The organism is Pseudomonas sp. GD04019 (genome assembly GCF_029837695.1).
Lineage (GTDB): Bacteria > Pseudomonadota > Gammaproteobacteria > Pseudomonadales > Pseudomonadaceae > Aquipseudomonas.
The window spans coordinates 82,968-105,325 of sequence record NZ_JAOEEA010000015.1; the positions used below are offsets into that span (position 1 = coordinate 82,968).

Annotated in this window: 8 protein-coding genes; 5 read left to right on the forward strand and 3 right to left on the reverse strand. The window is 66.5% G+C overall.

The window, feature by feature from the left end; all coding sequences use genetic code 11:
* Positions 1-49 precede the first annotated feature (49 nt).
* From N7607_RS20900 to N7607_RS20910, 3 genes are all read right to left on the reverse strand, one after another.
* Entirely contained in the window at positions 50-2,350 is a 2,301-nt protein-coding gene (locus tag N7607_RS20900) for a tetratricopeptide repeat protein (protein WP_279868568.1), read from the reverse strand.
* A gap of 124 nt (positions 2,351-2,474) precedes the next feature.
* On the reverse strand, positions 2,475-4,160 hold the full coding sequence (gene aspT / locus N7607_RS20905; RefSeq protein WP_279868567.1) for an aspartate-alanine antiporter: 1,686 nt from the start codon (positions 4,158-4,160) through the stop codon (positions 2,475-2,477).
* Positions 4,157-5,782 (reverse strand): mechanosensitive ion channel family protein, encoded by a 1,626-nt coding sequence (locus tag N7607_RS20910; protein ID WP_279868566.1) that lies wholly within the window; start codon positions 5,780-5,782, stop codon positions 4,157-4,159. Before N7607_RS20910 ends, aspT begins: the two co-directional genes overlap by 4 nt.
* A gap of 246 nt (positions 5,783-6,028) precedes the next feature.
* On the opposite strand from N7607_RS20910, the gene N7607_RS20915 reads away from it, so the two are divergent.
* From N7607_RS20915 to N7607_RS20935, 5 genes are read left to right on the forward strand one after another with little or no spacing between them, the layout of a single operon-like run.
* A complete protein-coding gene (locus tag N7607_RS20915; protein WP_279868564.1) occupies positions 6,029-16,606 on the forward strand; it encodes a VCBS domain-containing protein in 10,578 nt (3,525 codons plus the stop codon).
* Between the two features lie 17 nt (positions 16,607-16,623).
* A complete protein-coding gene (locus N7607_RS20920; protein ID WP_279868563.1) occupies positions 16,624-18,156 on the forward strand; it encodes a TolC family protein in 1,533 nt (510 codons plus the stop codon).
* Positions 18,140-18,895 (forward strand): efflux RND transporter periplasmic adaptor subunit, encoded by a 756-nt coding sequence (locus tag N7607_RS20925; protein ID WP_279868561.1) that lies wholly within the window; start codon positions 18,140-18,142, stop codon positions 18,893-18,895. Before N7607_RS20920 ends, N7607_RS20925 begins: the two co-directional genes overlap by 17 nt.
* Positions 18,892-20,229 carry an HlyD family efflux transporter periplasmic adaptor subunit gene (locus N7607_RS20930; protein WP_279868559.1) on the forward strand — a complete coding sequence of 446 codons (1,338 nt, stop codon included), beginning with the start codon at positions 18,892-18,894 and terminating at the stop codon, positions 20,227-20,229. The genes N7607_RS20925 and N7607_RS20930 overlap by 4 nt, the downstream gene beginning before the upstream one ends.
* Positions 20,229-22,325 (forward strand): site-2 protease family protein, encoded by a 2,097-nt coding sequence (locus tag N7607_RS20935; protein ID WP_279868558.1) that lies wholly within the window; start codon positions 20,229-20,231, stop codon positions 22,323-22,325. Before N7607_RS20930 ends, N7607_RS20935 begins: the two co-directional genes overlap by 1 nt.
* Positions 22,326-22,358: the final 33 nt, after the last annotated feature.

Genomic DNA, 22,358 nt, shown 5'->3' on the forward strand with positions numbered 1-22,358 from the left:
CCAGTGGCTCTCGGATGAGTGGTCAGTGCAGTTGGGAAACCCTCGCACTTCACTGCCAATGCCGCTCGATGGCCTGCAGCCGAGGATCGCCAGGCACTGCTTCGCGCATGCGCTTGAGATACTCGTAGGCCTCTGCGCGCTCACCCGCCGCGGCATGTAGGTAGACCAGCGTATAGAGCAGATCGGCATCCTCCGGCGCTTGAAGCAGGCCAGTGCGCAAGGCATCCAATGCCTCGCCACGGCGCCCCAGCTGCGCGAGCAGCAGCCCCTGGTTGTAGCGGATACGTGAATTGCCTGGCAGCGCGACGGCCGCCTCCTCCATCCATTGCAGTGCTTCTTCAGTCTGTCCACGCTCTACCAGCAGCAGCGCCAGCATGTAGGCCAGATTGCCACGGTCGGGCGCTGGCATCTTTTCCAGCGCAATGCCTTCACGCAGCAGCCGCTCCGCTTCGTCCGGACGCTGGGCATCGTTGGCCAGTGTCACCAGATTGACCCGCGCCGGAGAGAAGTACGGGTCCAGCTTCAGCGCCTGGCGATACTCGTCCATGGCCTCGCTATCGCGCCCCTGGCGCGACAGCAACACCGCCAGGTTGAGGCGGCCGCCGGGCAGGTCGGCATTGCCACGCAGGCGCCGCTCATAGTCGGTCAGCTGCGCCACGAAGCTTGCCGGCAGTTGGGCAGTGGGCACATCGGCCAGCGCCCGCACCGCCTCGTCGCGCACCGCCAGCGCCGGGTCCTGCAGCAGCGGCAGCAGGGGTTGCACACGCTCGGCCGGCGGCACACTGGCGAAGCCGGACGCGGCGTATGCGCGGACCAGGGCACTGCTGTCCTTCAGCGCCCAGCTCAGGTTCAGGCCGGCTACCGGGCCGAGTTCGCCCAGTTGCTCGGCGGCACTGGCACGAACTATTGCCGAATTGCCCTGATCCGACAGGACCCGGCCGAGCAGGCTCAGGGCGATGCCATCGCCATTGCGCACCGAATGGAAGGTCTCGCCGTAATGCGCGGGACGTTGAGGCGTGGCGAACCAGCCATCGATAGCCTTGGCCGCCCACTCCGGCGTCTTGCCCTGGTGACAGCTGGTGCAGGCATCCGGACTGCCTGTCTTGGCCGCCAGGTCTGGGCGCGGGATGCGCAGGCTGTGGTCACGCCGTGGGTCCACCACCATGTAGGTCTTGCTCGGCATGTGGCAGTTGACGCACTGGGCCCCCGGCGTGGCCGGCTCGTGCTGGTGGTGCTCCTTGCTGTCGTAGTTCTTTGCCTGCAGGCTCGGGAAACGCCCCAGCGGCGGTTGCGGGCTGTGGCACTGGGTGCAGAGCCCGTTGCCTTCGATGCGTACCTGAGTGCTATGCGGATCGTGACAATCGGTGCAGGCCACACCTGCCGCATACATCTTGCTCTGGGTGAAGGAGCCGAATTCGTAAACCTCGCCGTCGATCTGTCCATCGGCATGGTAGAGGTCGGCCCGCAGGCTGGCCGGCAGGCTTTGGTCGAGCTGCGGGTGACCGGGCATCTGCCCGGTGCCGAGGGTCTGCCGGCGGCTGTGGCAGAAGGCGCATTGCTCGACCAAGCCCTGGTTGCCGAGGGCCTTGAAGTCGACCGAAAGGCCCACCTCCTTGGCCTCGCTGTAGGTCTTCCGGGCGCCCGATGGCGCCTTCTTCGCCCAGTCCACATGGGCCTGACCCGGTCCATGGCAGCTCTGGCAGCCGACGTTCTGTTCGTGCCAGGTGCTGGCGAAGCTGTCCTGGCGGTCGTCGTAGTGCTTGAGCAGGCGGGTCGAGTGGCAATCGGCGCACATCGAGTTCCAGTTCTGGTAGCGGCCGGTCCAGTGCAGCGGATCGTCAGGGGTAAAGCGCTGCCCCGGATAGAGCGAGAACCAGCGCTGGCCGCCCTCGCCTTGCGGCCTGCTGTCCCAGGCGATGGTCAGCGCCTGCAGGCGCCCCCTGGGCAGGGCCACCAGATACTGCTGCAGCGGGTAGTAGCCGAAGGTATAGAGAATGCGGAAGTCCGCCGGCTTGCCGTCCTCGCCTTCGATGTTGACGTAATAGTGCTCGCCCTTGCGGAAGAAACGAGCGGAGACACCGGCCTCGTCGAAACGGGCGTCGGCAAAATTGCCCAACACATTGCCGGCACTGGGCTCGCGCATCGCCCAGTCGTGGTCGGAGTCCTTCCACTGCTTGGCCTGAGTCGCGTGGCAGCCGAGGCAGCTAGCGGCCTCGGCATAACCTTCGCGGTCCTTGGCCAGGGCTGGAAGCTGGCCTGGCGCATCGCTGCCGGCCCAAGCCGGATGGCTGATGAGCAACCCCAGGGCCAAGAGTGGCGCTTTGAACCAGGCGGGCAGCCGTTGCCTCATTCCCCTACTCCACGGTCAATTCATGTCGCCCTGGAACGGGCTGTCGTTCTATTCACATGCTCGGGCACGCGCGATCAGGCTAACTCATGTCGACCTTCGCTTCCTGTCGATGCGGCCAAATAGTTCAGCTGGCGACGAATACGATGATCGGCCCGCACACGGCCAGCAATACGTTGGAAATGGCATAGCAGACGGTGAAACCGATCACCGGGGTATTGCTGCCGGACTGCTCCATGACCTTGTTCATCGACGCCGCCTCGGTCTGGGCGCCGGCCAGGGCGCCGAACAGGATCATCGGGTGCAACCGCAGTACATAGCGCCCGAAGTACAGTGCCACCAATGGCGGCAGCAGCGTCACCACCACACCGGAAATCAGCAGCGCCACGCCCTGCTCCTGCATGGCGGCAAGCGCCGCGGGGCCGGCGAGCAGGCCGACCACGGCGCCGAAGGCCGTCAGGCCGAACTCGGAGAAGGCCCACTGAGCGGCCGGCGGCAAGTTGCCGACATCCGGGTGACGCGAATTGAACCAGCCGATCAGCAGCGCCACCAGCAGCACGCCACCGCCAACGCCCAGTTCGACGGGGATCATGCCGATATGGGTCGACAGCATGCCCAGCAGCGCGCCCAGCACCATGCCCAGGCTGTGTACCGCGATGTCCGACTTGTAGCTGCTCTCGCGGATGCGCCCCAGCTGCGCAGCCAGGGCCTCGATGCTGGCGGTACGGCCGGCGAGCGAGATGACGTCGCCGCGGCGCAGCACGGTGTTGGGCAGCAGCGGCAACTGCAGCCCCTGACGGGTGATGCCGTTGATGAAGCAACCCAGGCGCTCGCTGCCGATCAAACGTGACTTGATCTGCTGGATGGTCTTGCCGGCCAGTTCGGCCGAGGTCAGCACGATGTCGGCCTCGCGGGTCGGGAAGGACATCGACTCGGCGTGGTCCACCTCCGGGCCGATCCACTGCTGCAACTCGCCGACCGCCTCGCGCAGCGCGTAGATACCGAGGATGTCGCCCTGCTGCAGCACCAGTTGTGGATCGCGTGCGATGACCTGCCCGCCGCGCACCACCCGCTCGACGCTCAGCCCCGGATGCAGCCGCTCGATATCGGCGATGGAGCTGCCCGCCGCCCCGCCCGCCTCGGCGCGGTGGGCCCGCACCACGATGCGGGTATAGGGCACGTTGATGTACTCATCGTCGCTGGTGATACCTAGCTCCAGTTCCAGCTCGCGTGCCGAGGCGCGCAAGTCGACGTTGAGCAGCCGCGGCGCGATGCTGCCGACGAAGACGATCAGGCCAATGGTGCCGAACAGGTAGGTGATGGCGTAGGCGATGGCCATGTGGCTGTTGAGCTGGGCCTTGGCCGTTTCGTCCAGCGGCAGCTGGGCAATGGCGCTGCTGGCGGTGCCCATGATCGCCGTATCGGTCAACGCCCCGGCGCCCAACCCGGCGGTGAAGCCGGCGTCGAAGTCGTAGATCGAATTCATCAGCAGGATCGCGCCCAGGGCGGTGGCGCACAGCACCACGGAGAACAGCACCAGCTTGAAGGTGCCGCGGTTCAGGCTGCCAAAGAACTCCGGTCCGCTCTTGAAGCCGACCGCGTAGATAAACAGTATGAAGAACACCGACTTCAGCTCGTGGGGCACCTCCAGCCCCACCTGGCCGATCAGCAGCCCCATCAGCAGCGCGCCGGCCACCGAGCCCAGGTGGAAGCTGCCCACCTGGATGCGGCCGACCAGCATGCCCAGCGCTATCGCCAGGAACACGGCGAGTTCCGGGTTGGAGCGCAGCGCATGGAGCGCGAACTCGCTCATGGCTTGCCGTCCTGTTCCGGCGCCTGGGCGGGCGCGGTGAACCAGCGCTCCTTGGGCACCCATTTCTCCTGCTCGGGATCACCCAGGTAATGCGGCGACATGATCTGCACGCCGTGCTCGTTGAACACGTCCTGGATATGGGCGTGCAGCATGGTCAGCAGCTCGGCGCGCGGCCGCGGCTCGCTGGGCACCGCCTGGGCCACCAGGCGGTATTCGGGGTAGAAGTCCGACAGCGCGGTCTGGAACACCTGGGGCCGCGGACTCTGCAACACGCCAGGAGTGCGTCGCGCGGCCTCCAGCAGCATGGCCTCGACCTGGCGCCAGGGCGTGTCGTAGCCAATGGTCACCACGGTGTCGACCACGTAGCCGGCGCCCTGCACCACCCGTGAGTAGTTCTTGGTCACCGAGCCGGTGATCATCGAGTTGGGGATGGTCAGCACCTCGCCCAGGCCGGTGCGGATGCTGGTGGTGAACATGCCGACCTCGGTCACCGTGCCCTCATGCTCGCCGACGCGGACGAACTCGCCGGGCCGCAGGGTGCGGGTGTAAGTGAGGATCAGCCCGGCCGCCGCCTGCCCCACCACGCTGGATGCGCCCAGCGAGATCATCAGGCCGATCAGTACCGAGAGCCCCTTGAACGCCTCGGTACCGGCACCCGGCAGGTAGGGATAGGCCATCGCCAGGGCGAACAGCCAGATAGCCAGCGAGGTCAGCCGGGTGGTGGGCTGCAGCGTCTCGTGGTTCAGCCAGCTGATGGTCCCGGGGCGGGACAGGCGCTCCAGCAGGCGCTTGCTGAAGGCGCTGAAGCCGCGGGCGATGAAAAAGATCAGCAGCGCGATCACCAGCCCCGGCACGGCGCTGACCATGGCGTCGAGCAGATAGCGAACCAGCCCGATCAGGTAATGGTTGAGGCTCTCGCCCCAGGGCCGGGTATAGGGGAAGCGCTGCAGCACGAAGGTCAGCCACTCGTACACCAGCAGCAGTACCAGGAGCCAGTACAGCAGGCCGATCAGGCGCCGGGTCAGCGCGACCAGGTTGCTGCTGTCGATCAGCTGGGTATGGCCGACCTTGAGGGCGCTGGTATGCCGATGCACCTGGCTGGGCAGCCAGGACAGCATGCGCCGCCGGCAATAGCCGAGCAGGCGCAGCAGGCCGATGAACAGCAGCGTGGCCACCGCGGTCAGGCTGCCGGCGATCAGCAGGAAGCGCAGGTTGCGGGCCTCCTGGGTCTCACCGATCACCCGACGCAGGCGCTGGGCGGCCTCTTCGGCGGCGCGGCGCACATCCAGGTCGGCCGAGTCGAGGTCCTTGGGCGTGACGATGAAGGCGCGACGGTCACCCAGCAGCACCATGTAGGCGTCCTGGATGCTGTCCACGCTCACCTCGGCATGTTCGGTGCCGTCCAGCACCTCGCCGATCACGTTTTCCGCACGGCGGACCCGCACCTCCGGCGTTTCGCCGAGCAGCGTGGCCTGCAGCAGGATGATGCTGCGGTTGGCGACCTTCAGCTCTGCCGGCTCCGCCGTGACCACCGCAGCCTCTTCGGCGGCATGAGCACCCCACGCACATGCCAGGCAGATGGCGACGAAGATCGAGCGACATCCGTATAACCGGTTCCCCATGATTCAAATCCCCCGCAGGGCTCCATCGCCCGGCACAACATGGACATTTCGACCCGAAGTTCAGCCTAGACGCCCTCGGCAAAAACGGAGGGCTGCCTCGGCAGACTCAGCCTGCCTGGAACTACCGAGATAGAGATAGCCAGAGGCCAGTACGCCGCCCATCCGGAACGGCAGTACCAGCTCTTGGCAAATCCGATAAATGTCTATAGTTCACGGATGCGAGTGCGTCTCCATGGAGTTGAGGCGATGACGTCAGGTGTCCGTAAAAATACCGGTTCACTCTTCCGACCACAGGGCCTGGCGCTGGCGCTGGAGCCGCGCATCCTGTTCGACGGTGCGGCGGCTGTCGCTGTCGAGCAGCAACATGACAACGCTCCTGCACCGGCCGACAGCATCGACCATCACCCTGCCCCGTCCGAGCCACCAGCCTCCGCCCAATCCTCCCCCCGTCACCTGCTGGTGATCGACAGCCGGGTGGAGAATCGTGAGCAACTGGTTCAGCAACTGCCGCACGGCGTGAAGGCGCTGGTGGTGCAGGCCGGCCAGGATGGTCTGGCTGCCATCGAACAGGCTCTGGAAGCACTCGGCCAGGTCGATTCGATCCAGATCCTCTCCCACGGCAGTTCCGGCCAGTTCACCCTCGGTGGCACCACCCTCAGCAGCGACAATGTCGGCCAGTTCGGCGAGGTACTGCAGCAGTGGCGCGACAACCTCAGCGGCCGCGCGGACATTCAACTCTATGGCTGCAACCTCGGCGCCGGTGAAGCGGGCAAGACCCTGGTGGCCGAGCTGGCACGCTGGACCGGCGCGGACGTCGCCGCCTCCGACGACGACACCGGTGCCACCGGCGCCGGTGGCGATTGGCAACTGGAGGTCCGCAGCGGCGACATCGACCAGCACATCGCCCTGAGTGACGCCGCGCTGAGCGGCTACGACAAGCTGCTGGCCAACGCCAATCCCACCACCGGTCTGCCGGTCGGCAGCAGCGACGTGCTGCTGGGCAATAACTTCACCTTCACCGTGAATTTCACCAACAGCTCCAGCCAGACCGGCTTCGCGCCCTTCATTGACCTGTTCCTGCCGGCCACCGGCAAGGATGGCGCAGGCGGCGCCACGGACGATGGCGTGACCTTCGTCTCGGCGAGCTACCTGGGCCAGTCGCTGGTCACCCACGTCATCACCTTCGATGCCAACGGCCAGGCCACCCACCCCCTGGCCGTGGATGCCAGCGGCACGCCCCTGGTGATCAACGCAGCCAGCTTCGGCATGCGTGCTGGCGATCAACTGGTGGTGATCGAGCTGCCCTTCGCCAGCGTCAACCAGAGCCAGCCGACCATTGGCGTGCAGATCACCGCCGCGCTCAGCAATCTGGCCGACACCAGCTTCTCCAACGGCACGCCGGAATTGACCATCCGCGCCCGCAGCGGCTTCCAATACGGCAACGATTCGCTGAACAACCCAGCCAGCGACCCGAGCCTGCTGGAGGCAGGCAGCCAGTCTTTCGTGGTGCGCCCCAGCGTGCTCACCTTCGACCAGACGGTGATCACTCCCGAGGGCGAGACCGCCACCGGCCCCAACTTCGAGCGTACCCTCGAGCTGACGGTGACGCCGGCCAGCGGCCAGACCCTGACCGACGTGGTGGTCACCCAGCCGATCCCGGGCAACGTCATCGTCACCGGCATCACTCCCGGCGCCGGCGGCACCATCACCTCCATCACCCTGCACGATGGCCGCACCAGCACCAATGCCGCGGTCATTGCCGCCGCTCTGGCGCTGAACAACGACGCCGACCTGAGCAACGACCTCTATATCAGTAGTTTTACCATCACCTATGCGAGCCTCAGCGGGGCGACCAGCACCGCCGTGACCTTCTTCGTGCCGGATGCCGACCAGGACGGCCAGCCAGTACTCAACCCGGTCACCGGCGACGATGTCACCATCACCTTCGGTGCGCCGAGCGCCACCGGCGAATGGGTGCCGCTGGACAGCCGTGACCTGACCCCGCCCGCTACCGAGATCGACTTCAGCGGTACCGGCAGCAGTGTCAGCTTCGTCGCCAAGTCCATCACCCTGGTCAAGGAAGTCAGCATCCAGGTCAACGCCGGTAACAGTGGTGTGACGCCCGGCGATACCCTGAAATACGATCTCAATATCGCCATCTCCGACTACTTCGCCTTCGGCAAGAACTTCTTCGAACAGGGCCAGTTCACCGTCGCCGACTCCCTGGGCGATGGGCAGACCCTGCAAGGCACGCCGACCCTGACCCTGAATTTCAATGGCGGTAGCCAGGTCATCACCCTGGTCACCTCCAGCGTGGTCAATGCCAATGGCACCACTTCGCTCACCTTCGATATCGGCCAGTCGCTGCTCAATGCCTTCGCCGACCGCGGCTGGCTCAATGGCGACCTGGCCTTCGACAGTGTCCTGCAGGGCGCCACCACGGCAGTCATTAGTTATCTGGCAGTGGTCGGCCAGAGCTACACCCCACCGGCCGGCAACCCGCACAGCGAGATCAACGAGGGCGACAAGCTTGGCAACAACGCCACGGTCACCGCCACCATTCTCGAAGACTTCATCAACCTCACCGGCAGCACCGAGAGCGACGACTCCAGCACCGTCAGCGAGGTACCGAAGAGCAACATCGACATCGTTCTGGCTGATCTCAATGACGGCGGCGCCCCGGCCCCTGGCGTGGAGCTGAAGCCCGGCGACGAGGTGACCTTCCGCCTCAGTTACGACCTGGTGACCGGCGACTACGAAAACCTCAAGCTCACAGCCTACCTGCCACTGCCGCTATTCGACGTCAGCGGCATCAGTTGGCAACTCGGCAGCGGCGGCGAGGCGAATGTCGGCCAGTGGGTACTGGGCAGCGGCAACACCAATGCCGATGGCAGCATCAGCGTGAGCAACGGCGCTGGTAACTCGGTGGTGTTCGACCTGGGCAGCTACGTCAAGGCCAACAACATCACCACCGGCAGTCGCATCGAGATCGAGTTCACCCTGCGCGTCGGCGACCAGCCCTTCGCCGACAATCGCCAGTTCGACGTGCTGGCGCAGTCCAGCCAGACCACCACCCTGGAAGGCAAGACCAGCTTCAGCTCGGCCGACGTGGCGGTGATCGCCTCCATCGCCGAACCGGTGTTGAACATCAGCCACGGCGTGGTCTCCAGCAGCGGCGGCACGGTCAGCGGCACGACCGGTACCTGGGGCGCACCGGGCACCAGCGGCGTACCACCCTTCGGCGTGGGCAACAGCGTGACCGACATTGGCGACATCAATGGCAGCGTCAGCGGCATCGACGGCGGCGACCTGCTGCGCCTGGCCACGGCCATCGAGAACAGCGGCGGTGGCAATGCCTTCGACGTGGCCACCAGCATCACCCTGCCCTCCGGACTGTCCTTCGTCGGCGGCAGCCTGGCCAACGCCAACCTGCAGATCTACCGCGGTGACGGTACCCTGCTGCAGGCCGGCGTCGACTACAGCGTCAGTGGCAATACCATCACTTTCGTCGATAGCGCCGGCGTCGGCGCCCTGCTGGCAGGTCGCTCCGGCACCACCGCCGATACCAGCGGCGCCAACCTGGTGGTGATCACCTATGACGTCAGCGTCAGCAACAGCATCGCCGCTAGCCGCACCCTGCAGAGCAGTGCCAGCCTGACCCATTACGCCAGCGCCGAGGGCGGCGACAACTTCGTCGCCGGCAGCCCCCTGAGCGACACCGCTGGCCAGCAGGTGGCCGCGCCCAACGTCGATCTGGTGTTCGCCGGAGGCAGCCTGGACAACAGCGACTCCAGCGCCAGTCATACCACCGGGGCCAATCTGGTGGTCGGCGAAAGCATGCTCTATGACATCGTCGTGACCCTGCCCGAGGGCACCACCCAGAGCCTGCGCATCGACGACCTGATTCCGCCCGGCATGCGCCTGGATACCAGTTTCAATGGCACCGGCTACCAGATCATCACCACCGCCGGCGGCGCGCTGGCGGCCAACTTCGCCGGCAGCATATCCACCCCCACGCTCACCGGCATCTCCGGCACCCTGGGCGTACAGGATGTCGATGCACGCTTCACCTTCAGCGCCGCCAGCGCCTCGGCGGACAATAATGGCAACAACAATAGCTTCGTCATCCGTGTGCGCCTGGTGGCCGACAACACCAGCAGCAACCAGGAGGGTGTCACCCGCACCAACGATGCGCGCCTGACCTACAGCGACCCGGACGGCGACATCGCCAACGGCAGCACCGCACTGGAGCGCAGCGTGGAGAACACCAGCACGCCGGCCATCACCGTGCGCGAGCCGGTGCTCAGCGTCTCTCAGCAGCTGGTCACGGTGCCGCCGATTGTCGGCTTCGACCTGGGCTCGGTGATCGACTTCACCATCACCATCGCCAACAACAGCGGCTACGACGCCTTCGACATCACACTGCTGGACAACCTGCCCACCCAGCTGGACGGCCTTCTGCTGGTCAGCGCCGAGTACGACGACGGCACGCCCGCGCCCATCGCCGGTTTCGAGGTTGCTCTGGTGGGCGGGCAATACGTGCTGCGCAGCGTCGGCGGCGCCAATATCGACATCGCCGCCGGCGACAGCATCGTGCTGACCGTGCGCGGCACGGTGAACGCCTCGGCCAACCTGGCACCCAATTTCAGCAACACCGCCACGGCGCAATGGACCAGCCTGGATGGCAGCGTCGGCGGTACCGCCGACCCGAGCGGCGAGCGCACCGGCGTGGACGGGGCGCTCAATGGCGGCACGCTCAACGACTACCGGCACAGCGCTACCCTGGTCATTCCGGCGACCCAAGGCCTGCGCATCTCGCGGGTCGGCGGCCTGGATGACACGCCCGCGGTGATTCCCACCAATGGCGCCCACGAACAGGCGACCATCGGCGAGATCGTGCGCTACCGGGTGGTGGCGGTGATTCCCGAGGGCGGGCGTACCGGTTACCAGATCCGCCTGACCCTGGACGATGGCCTGGAATTCATTCCGGCCAACCTCAACAACGTGCTGGTGGGGTTGATCTCCGATACCGGCCTGACCAGCAGCCTGGGTGGCGCGCTGGTCAGCAGCGGCAATCCGCAACTCGGTGGCGACGAGAACCTGCCCCAGGCCGGTCCGCTCGACCCCGCCCTGGCCAACTCTCTCACCGCAGTGCTGAATTCCAGCCAGATCTCGATTTCCGCCGACGGCCGCACCGTCACCTTTAGCTTCGGCAACCTGACCAACAACGACCTCAACGACGGCAACCTCGAGGGCGTGGCCATCGAGTTCAACGTACGGGTCAGCAACCAGGCCTCGAACCAGGCCGGCGACCAGCTGGGCCTTACCGCCCGCGACTACGTGGGCAACGGCACCACCCAGATCGGCAGCAGCGCGACGCTGTACGAGGACATCGTCGAGCCCGGCTTTACCGGCATGGACAAGACGGTCACCGCCTTCAATCCCAATCCATCCGGCGCCACCGGCACCGCCACCGTGGCCGTGGTGTTCACCCAGAACGGCGGCGTGCCAGCCTATAACGCAGTACTCACCGACGCCTTCCCCGGCGGCTCCGGGTACAGCCTCACCAGCATCACCGTGGGCAGCACCACCTACCTGCCGGGCGCTTTGCCGGCCGATGGCATCAGCTTCAGCCAGAGCGGCGGGCTGACGGTCAACTTCGATCAGCTGGACGAGGGCACCCAGGTGCGCGTGGTCTACCAGGTGACGGTGCCCAACGACGCCCTGGTCGCGCAGAACAACGCCCTGGCCAGCCTGCGCTGGTCCAGTCTGCCGGAGGATTTCACGGGCTGGGGCGGTAGCAACGTCGGCAGCGACGGCGGCACCAGCGGCGAGCGCAACGGCACCGGCGGGGTCAACGACTATGTGCTCAGTTCCGGTGCCGGGCTCGGTATCATCGCCGGCACCCTGTGGAACGACACCGCCAGTGCAACCGCCAGCACCACGCCCGATGGCACCGGCCTGGCCGGGCAGACTGTGACGTTGGTCTGGGCCGGCGCCGACGGCGATCTGGCCACCACCGGCGACAACGCCACCTTCACCGCCACCACCGACAGCAACGGCCAGTACCGCTTCGGCGTGCTGCCCAGCGGCATCTACCGTATCGACGTGCCCACCGGCACCCTCACCTACACGCAGCCGGTGGGCGACCTGCGCCTGCGCATCGACAGCGACGGCGGCACTCTCGGCCAGGTGCTGGTCACCCTCGGCGAGGGCGTGCAGCAGGCCGCCAACGCCGGTTACGTCGAGCAGAACGATGCGCCGGTCAACACGGTGCCCGGCACCCGCAACGGCTCGGAAGATACGCCGCTGAGCATTGGCGGCATCTCGGTGGCCGATGTCGATGCCGACCGCGACCCTAATAGCGCCAGCCGTACCCTTACTGTGACCCTCCGCGTGCTGCACGGCACCCTGTCGCTGTCCAGTACGCCGGCCGGGGTCAGCGTCAGCGGCGCCAACAGCGCACAGATGGTGCTGACCGGCACCCAGGCCGTTCTCAACACGGCGCTGGCCAACCTGCGCTACCTGGGCAACCTCAACTACAACGGCAACGACACCCTCACGGTGCTGACCAACGACCAGGGCAACTTCGGCGACCATGACGGAGATGGCATTCCCGGCGAGACCAGTGAGGACGCCCTGACCGACCAGGACAGCGTGCTGATCGTGCTGACCGCGGTCAACGACGCCCCCGTGGCGGTCAACGACAGCGCGCTGGCCACCGAGGCCGGCGGCGTCAATAACGGCACCCTCGGCGTGGATCCGCGCGGCACCGTGCTGGCCAACGATACCGACGTCGACATCGCCACCAACGGCGATGTGCTCAGCGTGGTGTCGGTCACCGCGCTCAAGGGCGCCGGTAGCGGCGACGACGTGGTGCAGGCCATCGTTGACGACGGCACCGTGTATGAGCTGGTCGGTCTGTACGGCACCCTGAAGATCGATGCCAGCGGCCGCTACGAATATGTGGTGAACAACAGCAACCCGCTGGTCCAAGCCCTGCGCACCAGTGGCCAGACCCTCAGCGAGAGCTTCAGCTACACCATCAACGACAGCGCGCTGGCCGCCGCCACGGCTACCCTGACCGTGACCATCCGCGGCGCCAACGACACCCCGGTAGGCGTCGACAACGTCGGCACGGCCATCGAGGCCGGCGGCGTGGCCAATGGCTCCGGTGGCACCGATGCCACCGGCAACGTGCTGCCCAACGACACCGATGTGGATAGCGCAGCCAATGGCGAGACCAAACGGGTTTCCGGCGTACGTGCCATCCTCGATGGGCAGACCGGCCCGGCGCAGGCGGTGCCCGCAGGCACCACCAGTGCCAACGGCACCCAGGTGGTCGGTCTCTATGGCACCCTGCACATCGGCGCCGACGGCAGCTACCGCTATGTCATCAACAACAGCAATGCCACCGTCCAGGCCCTGGCCATCGGCGATACCCTGACCGAAGCGTTCACCTACGCGGTGACCGACGCCGGCGGCCTGAGCGATCTGGCCAGCCTGACCATCACCATCCAGGGCAACCAGGACAACCCGATCGCACGCGACGACAGCGACACCGCCCAGGCCGGCTCGGTGGCCCTGGGCATTCCCGAGGTGCTCGCCACCGGCAATGTCATCACCGACAGCCCCGGCACGGATTCGGACGTCGATAACATCGACAACCCCGCGAGCAGCGAACTGCTGGTCAACGGCATCCGCAGCGGTGGCGAAGCGGCCGGCGGCGGCCTCACCAGCGTCAGCGGCGCCACCGTGGTCCCCGGGCTCTACGGCAGCCTGACCATCAACCCCGATGGCAGCTACAGCTACGACGTGGACAGCAACAATGCCACGGTCCGCGCCCTGGCCCCGGGCGCCACGATCAACGATGTATTCACCTACCGCATCGTCGACAACGGCAACCTGACCGACCTGGCTCAACTCACCATCACCATCAGCGGGGTCAACGATGCACCGGTGGTGGTCAACGATACTGCCCAGGCGGTGGAAGCCGGCGGAGTCAACAACCAGACGCCTGGCACCAACCCGAGCGGCAACGTGCTGAGCAACGACGGCGATCCGGACGGCGACAGCCTGAGCGTCAGTGCCATCAGCGGCGGTACGGTTGGCCAGGCGCTGATCGGCACCTACGGCACCCTGACCCTGAACGCCAACGGCAGCTACACCTATGTGGTCAACAACAACCTGCCGGCCGTTCAGGCCCTGCGTCTGAGCGGCAACCAGCTCAACGAGACCTTCAACTACACGGTGCGCGACAGCCGCGGCGGCACCAGTGCAGCGCAACTGATGGTGGTGATCTCCGGCGCCAACGATGCTCCGCTGGCCGGCAACGACAACATCACCGCCCAAGAGGCCGGTGGCACCAACAACGGTACGCCGGGTGTGGACCCAGACTCGATCAACAGCCCCGGCAGCTTCGCCAACCTGCTGGACAACGACAGCGACGTGGATGCCGGCGACAGCAAGACCATCAACGGTATCCGCACCGGCAACGAGGCGGCTGGCGGCAGCTTCACCAATGTCAGCGGCAGCCAGGTGATCCAGGGTCAGTACGGCACCCTCACCGTCTACGCCAACGGCAACTACCTGTACCAGGTGGACAACAGCTTGCTGGCCGTGCAGCAGCTGCGTCCCGGCCAGTCGCTCACCGACACCTTCACTTACCGCATGCGCGACACGGCCGGGCTGACCGACAACGCCCAGCTCAATGTCAGTATCCAGGGCGCCTGGGATGCGCCGGTGGCAGGGGATAACCTGGCCTATGGCGTGGCCGCGTCGCCGAGCGACCCTGGGCGCAGCCCAACCGGCAACGTGATCACCGACTCACGCTTCTTCCCCGCCGACAGCGACATCGACCAGGGCGACCAGCTGGCGGTCAGCGGCATCCGCACCGGTAGCGAGGCCGGGAGTGGCAGCGCCGGTACCGTTGGCGTGGCACTGACCGGCGACAACAACTATGGCCAGTTGACCATCAATGCGGACGGCAGCTACAGCTTCGCCATCAACTCGTCCCACCCGGACATCCAGGCGCTCGGTCCGGGAGGCTTCGTCACCGAGGTATTCACCTACGAAGTCCGCGACCAGGGTGGGCTGACCGACCTGGCCCAGCTGACCGTGATCATCCGCGGACAGAACTTCGCACCGGTGGGCAACGACGACCAGGGTACGGCCATCGAGGCTGGTGGGTTGAACAACGCTACCCCAGGCAGCGACCCCTCCGGCAACGTCCTGACCAACGACACCGATACCGAGGGCGACGCGCTGATCGTCTCCGCCGTGCGCACTGGCTCAGAGGGCGGCAGCGGCACCAGCGGTACGCTCGGCAGCGTGCTGCGCGGCCAGTACGGCGACCTGACCCTGAACGCCGATGGCACCTGGAACTATGTGCTCGACAACGACCTGCCCGCCGTGCAGGCCCTGCGCATTAGCGGCCAGACCCTGACCGACACCTTTACCTACACGGTGGAGGACATCTACGGCTATACCGACCTGGCTGAACTGGTGATCACCATCGACGGCCGTAACGACACTCCGATCGCCGTCGACGACGACGCCACGGCTGTCGAGGCTGGCGGCATAGCCAACGGCACGCCTGGCACCGCCCCGACCGGCAATGTGCTGAGCAACGACACCGACGTGGACAGCGTTGCCAACGGCGAGACCCAGCAGGTCCTGGGCGCCACCAGCGAGCTGGGCAACAGCGCCGGTGCCGGCCAGGTGCTACAGGGTCGCTACGGCACCCTCACCCTGAACGCCGACGGCAGCTATCAGTACCTGCTGAACAACGCCGATCCCGTAGTACAGGCCTTGCGCACCGCCGGCCAGACCCTGCGCGAGGTATTCACCTACCGCATGCGCGATACCGCAGGCCTGGAGTCCACGGCACGCCTCAATGTGCTGATCCAGGGCGCCAACGACAACCCGCTGGCACAGAACGACCGCAACGTTGCCAGTGACCAGGTCCGTGCGCCCCAGGCCACCGGCAATGTGCTGCCAAACGACGGCGACGTGGACGGCGGTGAGCGCTTCCAGGTCATTGGCATCCGCACGGGGGCCGAGGGCGAGGCTGGCATTGCGGGTGGCGTCGGCCAGTCCTTGGTCGGCCGCTACGGCACCCTGGTCATCAACGCCGATGGCAGCTACAGCTACAGCATCGACATGAGCAACCCCGAGGTGCTGGCCGCGGCCGGCCTCGGACAGGTGCTGCAGGACGTATTCACCTACACCATGCAGGACCTCGCCGGGGCCACCGATCTGGCCGAACTGGTGATTGACCTGGACATCGCCGCGCCTTATATCCCGCCGCCGGACGATGGCGGCCTGGATGACGCCGATAGCTGGCACCCCTATCAGCACACCGGGCAGAACCCGGTCTCGACCCAGCTTGCCTTCGAGCCGGCGATCTACGTCACACCGGTGGTGCGGGCCAACAGCGAGCTGGATGAGGTGCGCAGCTGGCGCTCAGACGGCAGCAATCTGCGGCTGGCGCGGCCGTCCTTCGTCGAGAGCGAGTCGCTGGAGGTTCCCGCGGTACCGGGCCAGTTCGTCGAGCAAATGGTCGAGCGCAGCCGCTTTGCCAGCGAACTGGACCTGGACTGGATTCTCGCCCGCCAGGGCCGCATCGACCTGACAGCCGACGGCCTGCTCAGCGATCCATCGCTGTTCGCCAGCGACCCTGCCGACATGACGCGCATGCATCAGGCACCGCAAGAGCAGGAACAGCCGGAACAGCAGTCCCAGGCTTCGCGCAGCTTCCAGCAGCAGCTGGCAGCCGCTGCCAAGCGGCTCAGCCCGCTGGCGCAGACCTCTCCGCGCAGTTGACAGGAAAAGGACTCTCCATGCCCGGCACCACCCCAAAAGCGTTGAGTTTCACCATCGCCTCCACCCTGCTGCTCAGCGCCTGCTCGGCGCTGGTGCCGCAACCCTACAGCCAGCAAGAGAAAGACGAGCGCATCCTCGACGACCGCGCGCAGATGTACGGCCAGCAAGAACCGGTGAGCGGTCCGATTACCTTCTACGAGGCGGCGGCGCGGGCCCTCAAGTACAACCTCGACTACCGTCTCAAGCTGATGGAGAGCGCACTGGCCGCCGACCTGCGTGACGTTTCCAGCCACGAGATGTTGCCGCGCCTGGTAGCTTCGGCCGGATATTCCGGGCGTAACAACGACTCCGGCGGCACCTCGATCGGCATCGAGGACGGCGAAGAAAGCCTGCGCGCCTCCACCTCGCAGGAGCGCTACCGCGACCTTGCCGGCCTAGGGCTGAGCTGGAGCCTGCTGGACTTCGGCATGGCCTACTACCGCACCCAGCAGAAGAGCGACCAGATACTCATGGCCGAGGAGCGCCGGCGCAAGGTGGCGCAGAACGTCCTGCAGGACGTACGCAACGCCTACTGGCGAGCCCTCGGTGCCCAGCGCCTGCTGCCCCAGGTCAATCGCCTGCTGGCGCGCACCGAACAGGCGCTGGACGCCGCCCGCCAGGCCGAGACCAAGGGGCTGTTGCCGCGTCAGGAAATCCTCGCCTATCAACGCGCCCTGCTCGACTCCATCTCGCTACTCACCGTACGCCGTCAGGACCTGGAGTTCGCCCAGGCCGAGCTGGCCGCATTGATGTCCCTGCCGCCGGGCAGCCGCATGGAGCTGGTGGAGCAGGACGAGCCAAGCATGCCGCCGCTGGACGTGGATATCGAACGCCTCGAACGCCTCGCTCTGCAACATCGCCCGGAGATCATGGAGGAGTGGTACCGCAAGCGGGTCAACGAAAACGATCTGAAGATCGCCAAGACCCAGCTGTGGCCGAACGTCAGCCTCAACTGGGGCTATCAGTACGACTCCAACAAGTACCTGTACAACAATCACTGGTCCGAAACCGGCGTACAGGTCTCGCTCAACCTGCTGCGCCTGTTGCAGCTTCCCGCCCTGCTGGACGCCGAGGGCAGCCAGGGCGGCACCGACGATGCACGACGCGTGGCACTGTCCATGGCCGTGCTGACCCAGGTGCGCGTCGGCGCCCTGCGCTACCAGTTGGCGCAGCAGGAAGTGGAGTTCTCCGAGGCCGGGCTGCGCGTCGATGAAGGCCTGCTCGACTATGCCCGCGCCGCTCGTAGCAGCTCGCTGGGTTCCGAACTGGAAGTGATCCGCGCCGAGGGCCGCTATCTGCTGTCGCGCTACCAACGCGAGGCGGCCTATTCCAGCGCGCAGGCCGCCTGGGGTCGCCTGTACAACTCGGTCGGCCTGGACGTGCTGCCGGAGGCCATCGACCAGCACGATATCAAGACCCTGGCCCGCGAGATCCAGAACACCGTCGAGGCCCAGCAGAAGCAGAACCTGCTCGCCACCACACAAGGAAGTGCGAATGCCGTCCAGCCGTAAGACTCCTCTGTTGTTGCCGCTGCTGTTCGTCTCCCACTCTGCCCTCGCCGTGGATACCGGCGCCCTGTACACCGACCCCGCGGCGATCCGTGTGCTGCTGGCGGCCGAGGTGGAGACCACCCTTTCCAGCAAGATGGGTGGCACCCTGGATGAGTTGCACGCCTCGCTCGGCCAAACGGTCGACAAGGGCAAGCTGCTGGCCCAGTTCGACTGCCGCGAGGGGCAGGCTCGCGCCAAGGTGACCAACGCCGAACTGACCATGGCCAAACAGAACCTCGAGGCCAAGCGTCAATTGCGCAAGCTCGACGCGGTAGGCGACCTGGAGGTGGCGATGGCCGCCACCGAGGTGGAAAAGGCCGACGGCGCGCGCAGCATGGCGCAGACCCAGGTCAGCTACTGCAAGGTCGTCGCCCCGTTTACCGGGCGCATTGCCAAGGTGCATGCCAAGCCGCATCAGACCGTTAGCGCCGGCGCCCCGCTGTTCGACCTGGTTGGTGCCGGCACGCTCAAGGTGCGCATGAACGTGCCGTCACGCTTGCTGACTAGCCTGCAGTTGGGTAGCCCGCTGCAGATCAATATCAGCGAGACCGGCAAGGACTACGCGGCCAAGGTCAGCGCGATCAACTCGCGGGTCGACGCGGTGGCCCAGAGCGTGGAGCTGGAAGCCACGCTCGACGCCGAGCATCCCGAACTGATCGCCGGCATGAGCGGCGTGGCACGTCTCGCGGACAATCCATGAGCGAGCGCCTGCCGCACCCGCAGCTGCTCCTCAGCCTGGCGGCCCTGCGTGACCGCGCCCTGGCCGCCGACTCGCTGAACGCCCTGGCCTTCTCCATGGCCAACGACCTGCATCCTCTGCTGCGTTTCCACCAGGCACTGGTACTGGCCCAGCGCGGCGATAAGGTCGAGCTGCTGTGCATTTCCGGCCTGGCCAAGCCCACCGAGGACTCCCCCTACCTGGTCTGGCTGAATCGCGCCGGAAGCTGGCTCGTCGAGCGGACCGGGGACCAGCCGCTGTGGTTGAACCGGGACCAGAGCGACGCGCCCACCGAGATCGCCGAGGGCTGGCAGGAGTGGTGGACGCCAGGCATCTGGTGCGTGCCCCTGCGCGACCGCGATGGTACCCGCCTCGGCCTGCTGCTGTTCCAGCTCGAGGCGCCACCGCCCGAACCCTTGCCCGAACTGCTGCAGGGCCTGTGGCAGACCTGGGCCTACTGCTGGGCCAACCTCACCCGCCAGCGCCGCTTGCTGCGCTGGCGCCCGAGTCGCAAGCAGCTCGTGCTGACCCTGGCCGTGCTGGCGGCGCTGCTATTGCTGCCCGTGCAACAGACGGTACTGGCGCCTGCCGAGGTGGTATCGCGCCAGGCACAGATCGTCAGCTCCCCCATCGACGGCGTGATCGCCAGCATCCACGTACGGCCCAACCAGCAGGTACAGGCCGGCACCCTGCTGCTGAGCATGGACGAGACCAGCCTGCGCAGCCGTGCCGAGGTGCTAGGCAAGGAAGTGGCGGTGGCCGATGCGGAGCTGATCGCCGCCAGCCAGAGTGCCTTCGACAACGCCCAGACCAAGGCCGAGCTGACCCTGCTCGGCGGTCGTGCGCAGCAGCGCCGTGCCGAACTCGCGGCGATCCAGGCGCAACTGGAGCGCACCCAGGTACTGGCGCCGCGCAGCGGGGTGGCGGTGTTCGGCGACCCCAACGACTGGCTGGGCAAGCCGGTGAGCATCGGCGAGCGCATCATGCAGGTTGCCGATCCCGAGCAACCGGCCATGCGCATCAGCCTGCCGGTAGCCGATGCCATCGCCTTGGACGCCGGTGCCCCCGTCACCCTATTCCTCACCGCCTATCCGCTGGCACCTCTCGAGGGCGAGATTCTGGAGACCAGTTACCAGGCCAAGCCGGGAGACGACGGCGTGCCCGCCTACCGCCTGCTGGCCAGCATCGACGGCCATCCCGCACATGCCCGGTTAGGTCTCTATGGCACCGCCAAGCTGCATGGCGATCGGGTGCCGCTCGGCTACTACCTGCTGCGCCGCCCCCTGGCCGCGGCGCGCGCCTGGAGCGGCTGGTAATGCTGGATCCGGCCGACCTGCCGACACCCTCGCTGCGCGAGGATCTGCGCCTGAGCGAGGGCAATCCCGGGCCCAGCGGCGAACCCTGCTGGATGATCCACGACAGCGTGGTCAACCGTTTCTACCGCATTGGCTGGCTGGAGTTCGAGTGCCTGCTGCGCTGGGGCAAGACGCCCCGGCAGATCTGCCAGCAGATCGGCGAGCAGACGCCGCTGCAACCCGAGGTGGAGCAGGTACTCGGCCTGCGCCAGTTCCTCGAACACAATCAGCTGCTGCGCCCGGACGCCGCGGCAATCGCCCGCCTGCGCACACGCAGCGAGGGTAACCAATGGCTGACCTGGAAATGGTGGCTGCACCACTACCTGTTCTTCCGCGTGCCGCTATTGCATCCACAACAACATCTGCAGCGCCTGGCCGGGCACCTGGACTGGCTGTTCCACCCATTCGCCGCCTGGCTGGTGCTGTTGCTCGGCGCGCTCGGCGTGATGCTGGTGCTGCAGCAGTGGGACAGCTTCGCCCACGCGGTACTGGAGTCCTTCTCGCTCGATGGCATGCTCAGCTTCGCCCTGGCCCTGGCGGTGGCCAAGACCATTCACGAACTCGGCCACGCCCTGGTGGCCACGCGCCTCGGCCTGCGCGTGGCGCACATGGGTATCGCCTTCGTCGTGCTCTGGCCCATGCTCTATACCGACACCAGCGAAAGCTGGCGGCTGCGCAGCTCACGCCAACGCCTGGCCATCGCCTCCGCCGGCATCCTCGCCGAGCTGGCCCTGGCCGGCCTGGCCACCCTGGGCTGGGCCCTGAGCGAACCGGGCATGCTGCGCAACGCCCTGCTCTACCTGGCAACCACCAGCTGGATACTGTCGCTGGCGCTGAACCTCAGCCCGTTCATGCGTTTCGACGGGTACTTCATCCTCTCCGACCTGCTGGACTTTCCCAACCTGCACGAGCGCTCCTCGGCGCTGGCGCGGGTGAGCATTCGCCGCAGCCTGCTCGGCCTCGACGAGCCCTGGCCGGAACACTTCCCGGACAACCAGCGGCGCCTGCTGGTGACCTTCGCAGTACTGACCTGGATGTACCGCCTGGTGCTGTTCCTTGGCATTGCCCTGGCCGTCTACTTGATGTTCTTCAAGGCGCTGGGCATCTTCCTGTTCCTGGTGGAGATCGCCTGGTTCGTCGTAATGCCGGTCTGGCGCGAGCTGGAGCACTGGTGGACGGCACGCGCCGGTATCCCGCGCCGCCGTCGCTACCTGCTGTGGGGCATAGCGGCGGCGGCGCTGCTTCTGCTGGCGCTGCCCTGGCACAGCCAGGTCGAGGCCGATGGCGTTGCCCGCGCAGCCCAGCAGCTGCGGGTGTTCTCGCCCTACCCCGCGCTGCTCAAGAAGGTTCACCCAATCGGCACGGTGGAAGCTGGGGCAACCCTGGCGGTGCTGGACGAACCTGACATCGCCGCGCGCATGCAAGCCAACCAGGCGAATATTGATGGTTATCGCGCCCGCCTCGGCGGCCTGTTGGCCGATCCGGCGGGCCTGCAGCAACAGAGCAGCACCGAGCAGCGCCTGGATGTGGAGCTGGAGCAGGTTCGCTCGGCCCAGGCCGAGATACAGCGCCTGGTGCTCCGTACGCCATTCGCAGGACGCTGGCAGGACACGGACCCGCAGTGGCAGGCCGGACAGTGGATCGGCAGCCAGGAACAGATAGGTGTATTGATCGACCCGTCCAGCTGGCAGGTCGACGCCTACGTCAAACAGGACCAGGTGCACCTGCTCAGCGCCGGTGACAGCGTGCGCTTCTACCCCAGCGGCCAGCCCATCGCCATCGTCGGCCGCGTGCTCGAGGTCGCCAGCACCCAGGTCACCCGCCTCAGCCACCGCATGCTGGCCGCCGAGCTGGGCGGCCCCATCACCACCTCACGCGAAGGCGACGGCCTGATACCCAGCACCCCGCTGTTCCATGTGCTGATCCAGCTGGACGCCCCTCCCGGCAGCCCGCGTGAGACCCTAGGCCACCTGCAGATCGACGGCCGCCAGCGCAGCCTGCTCGGCGAAATGGCGATCTACACCGCAGGTGTGTTGCTTCGAGAGAGCGGCTTCTAGATACCCGCAACGCGGGCAATGGCATAGCCCGCG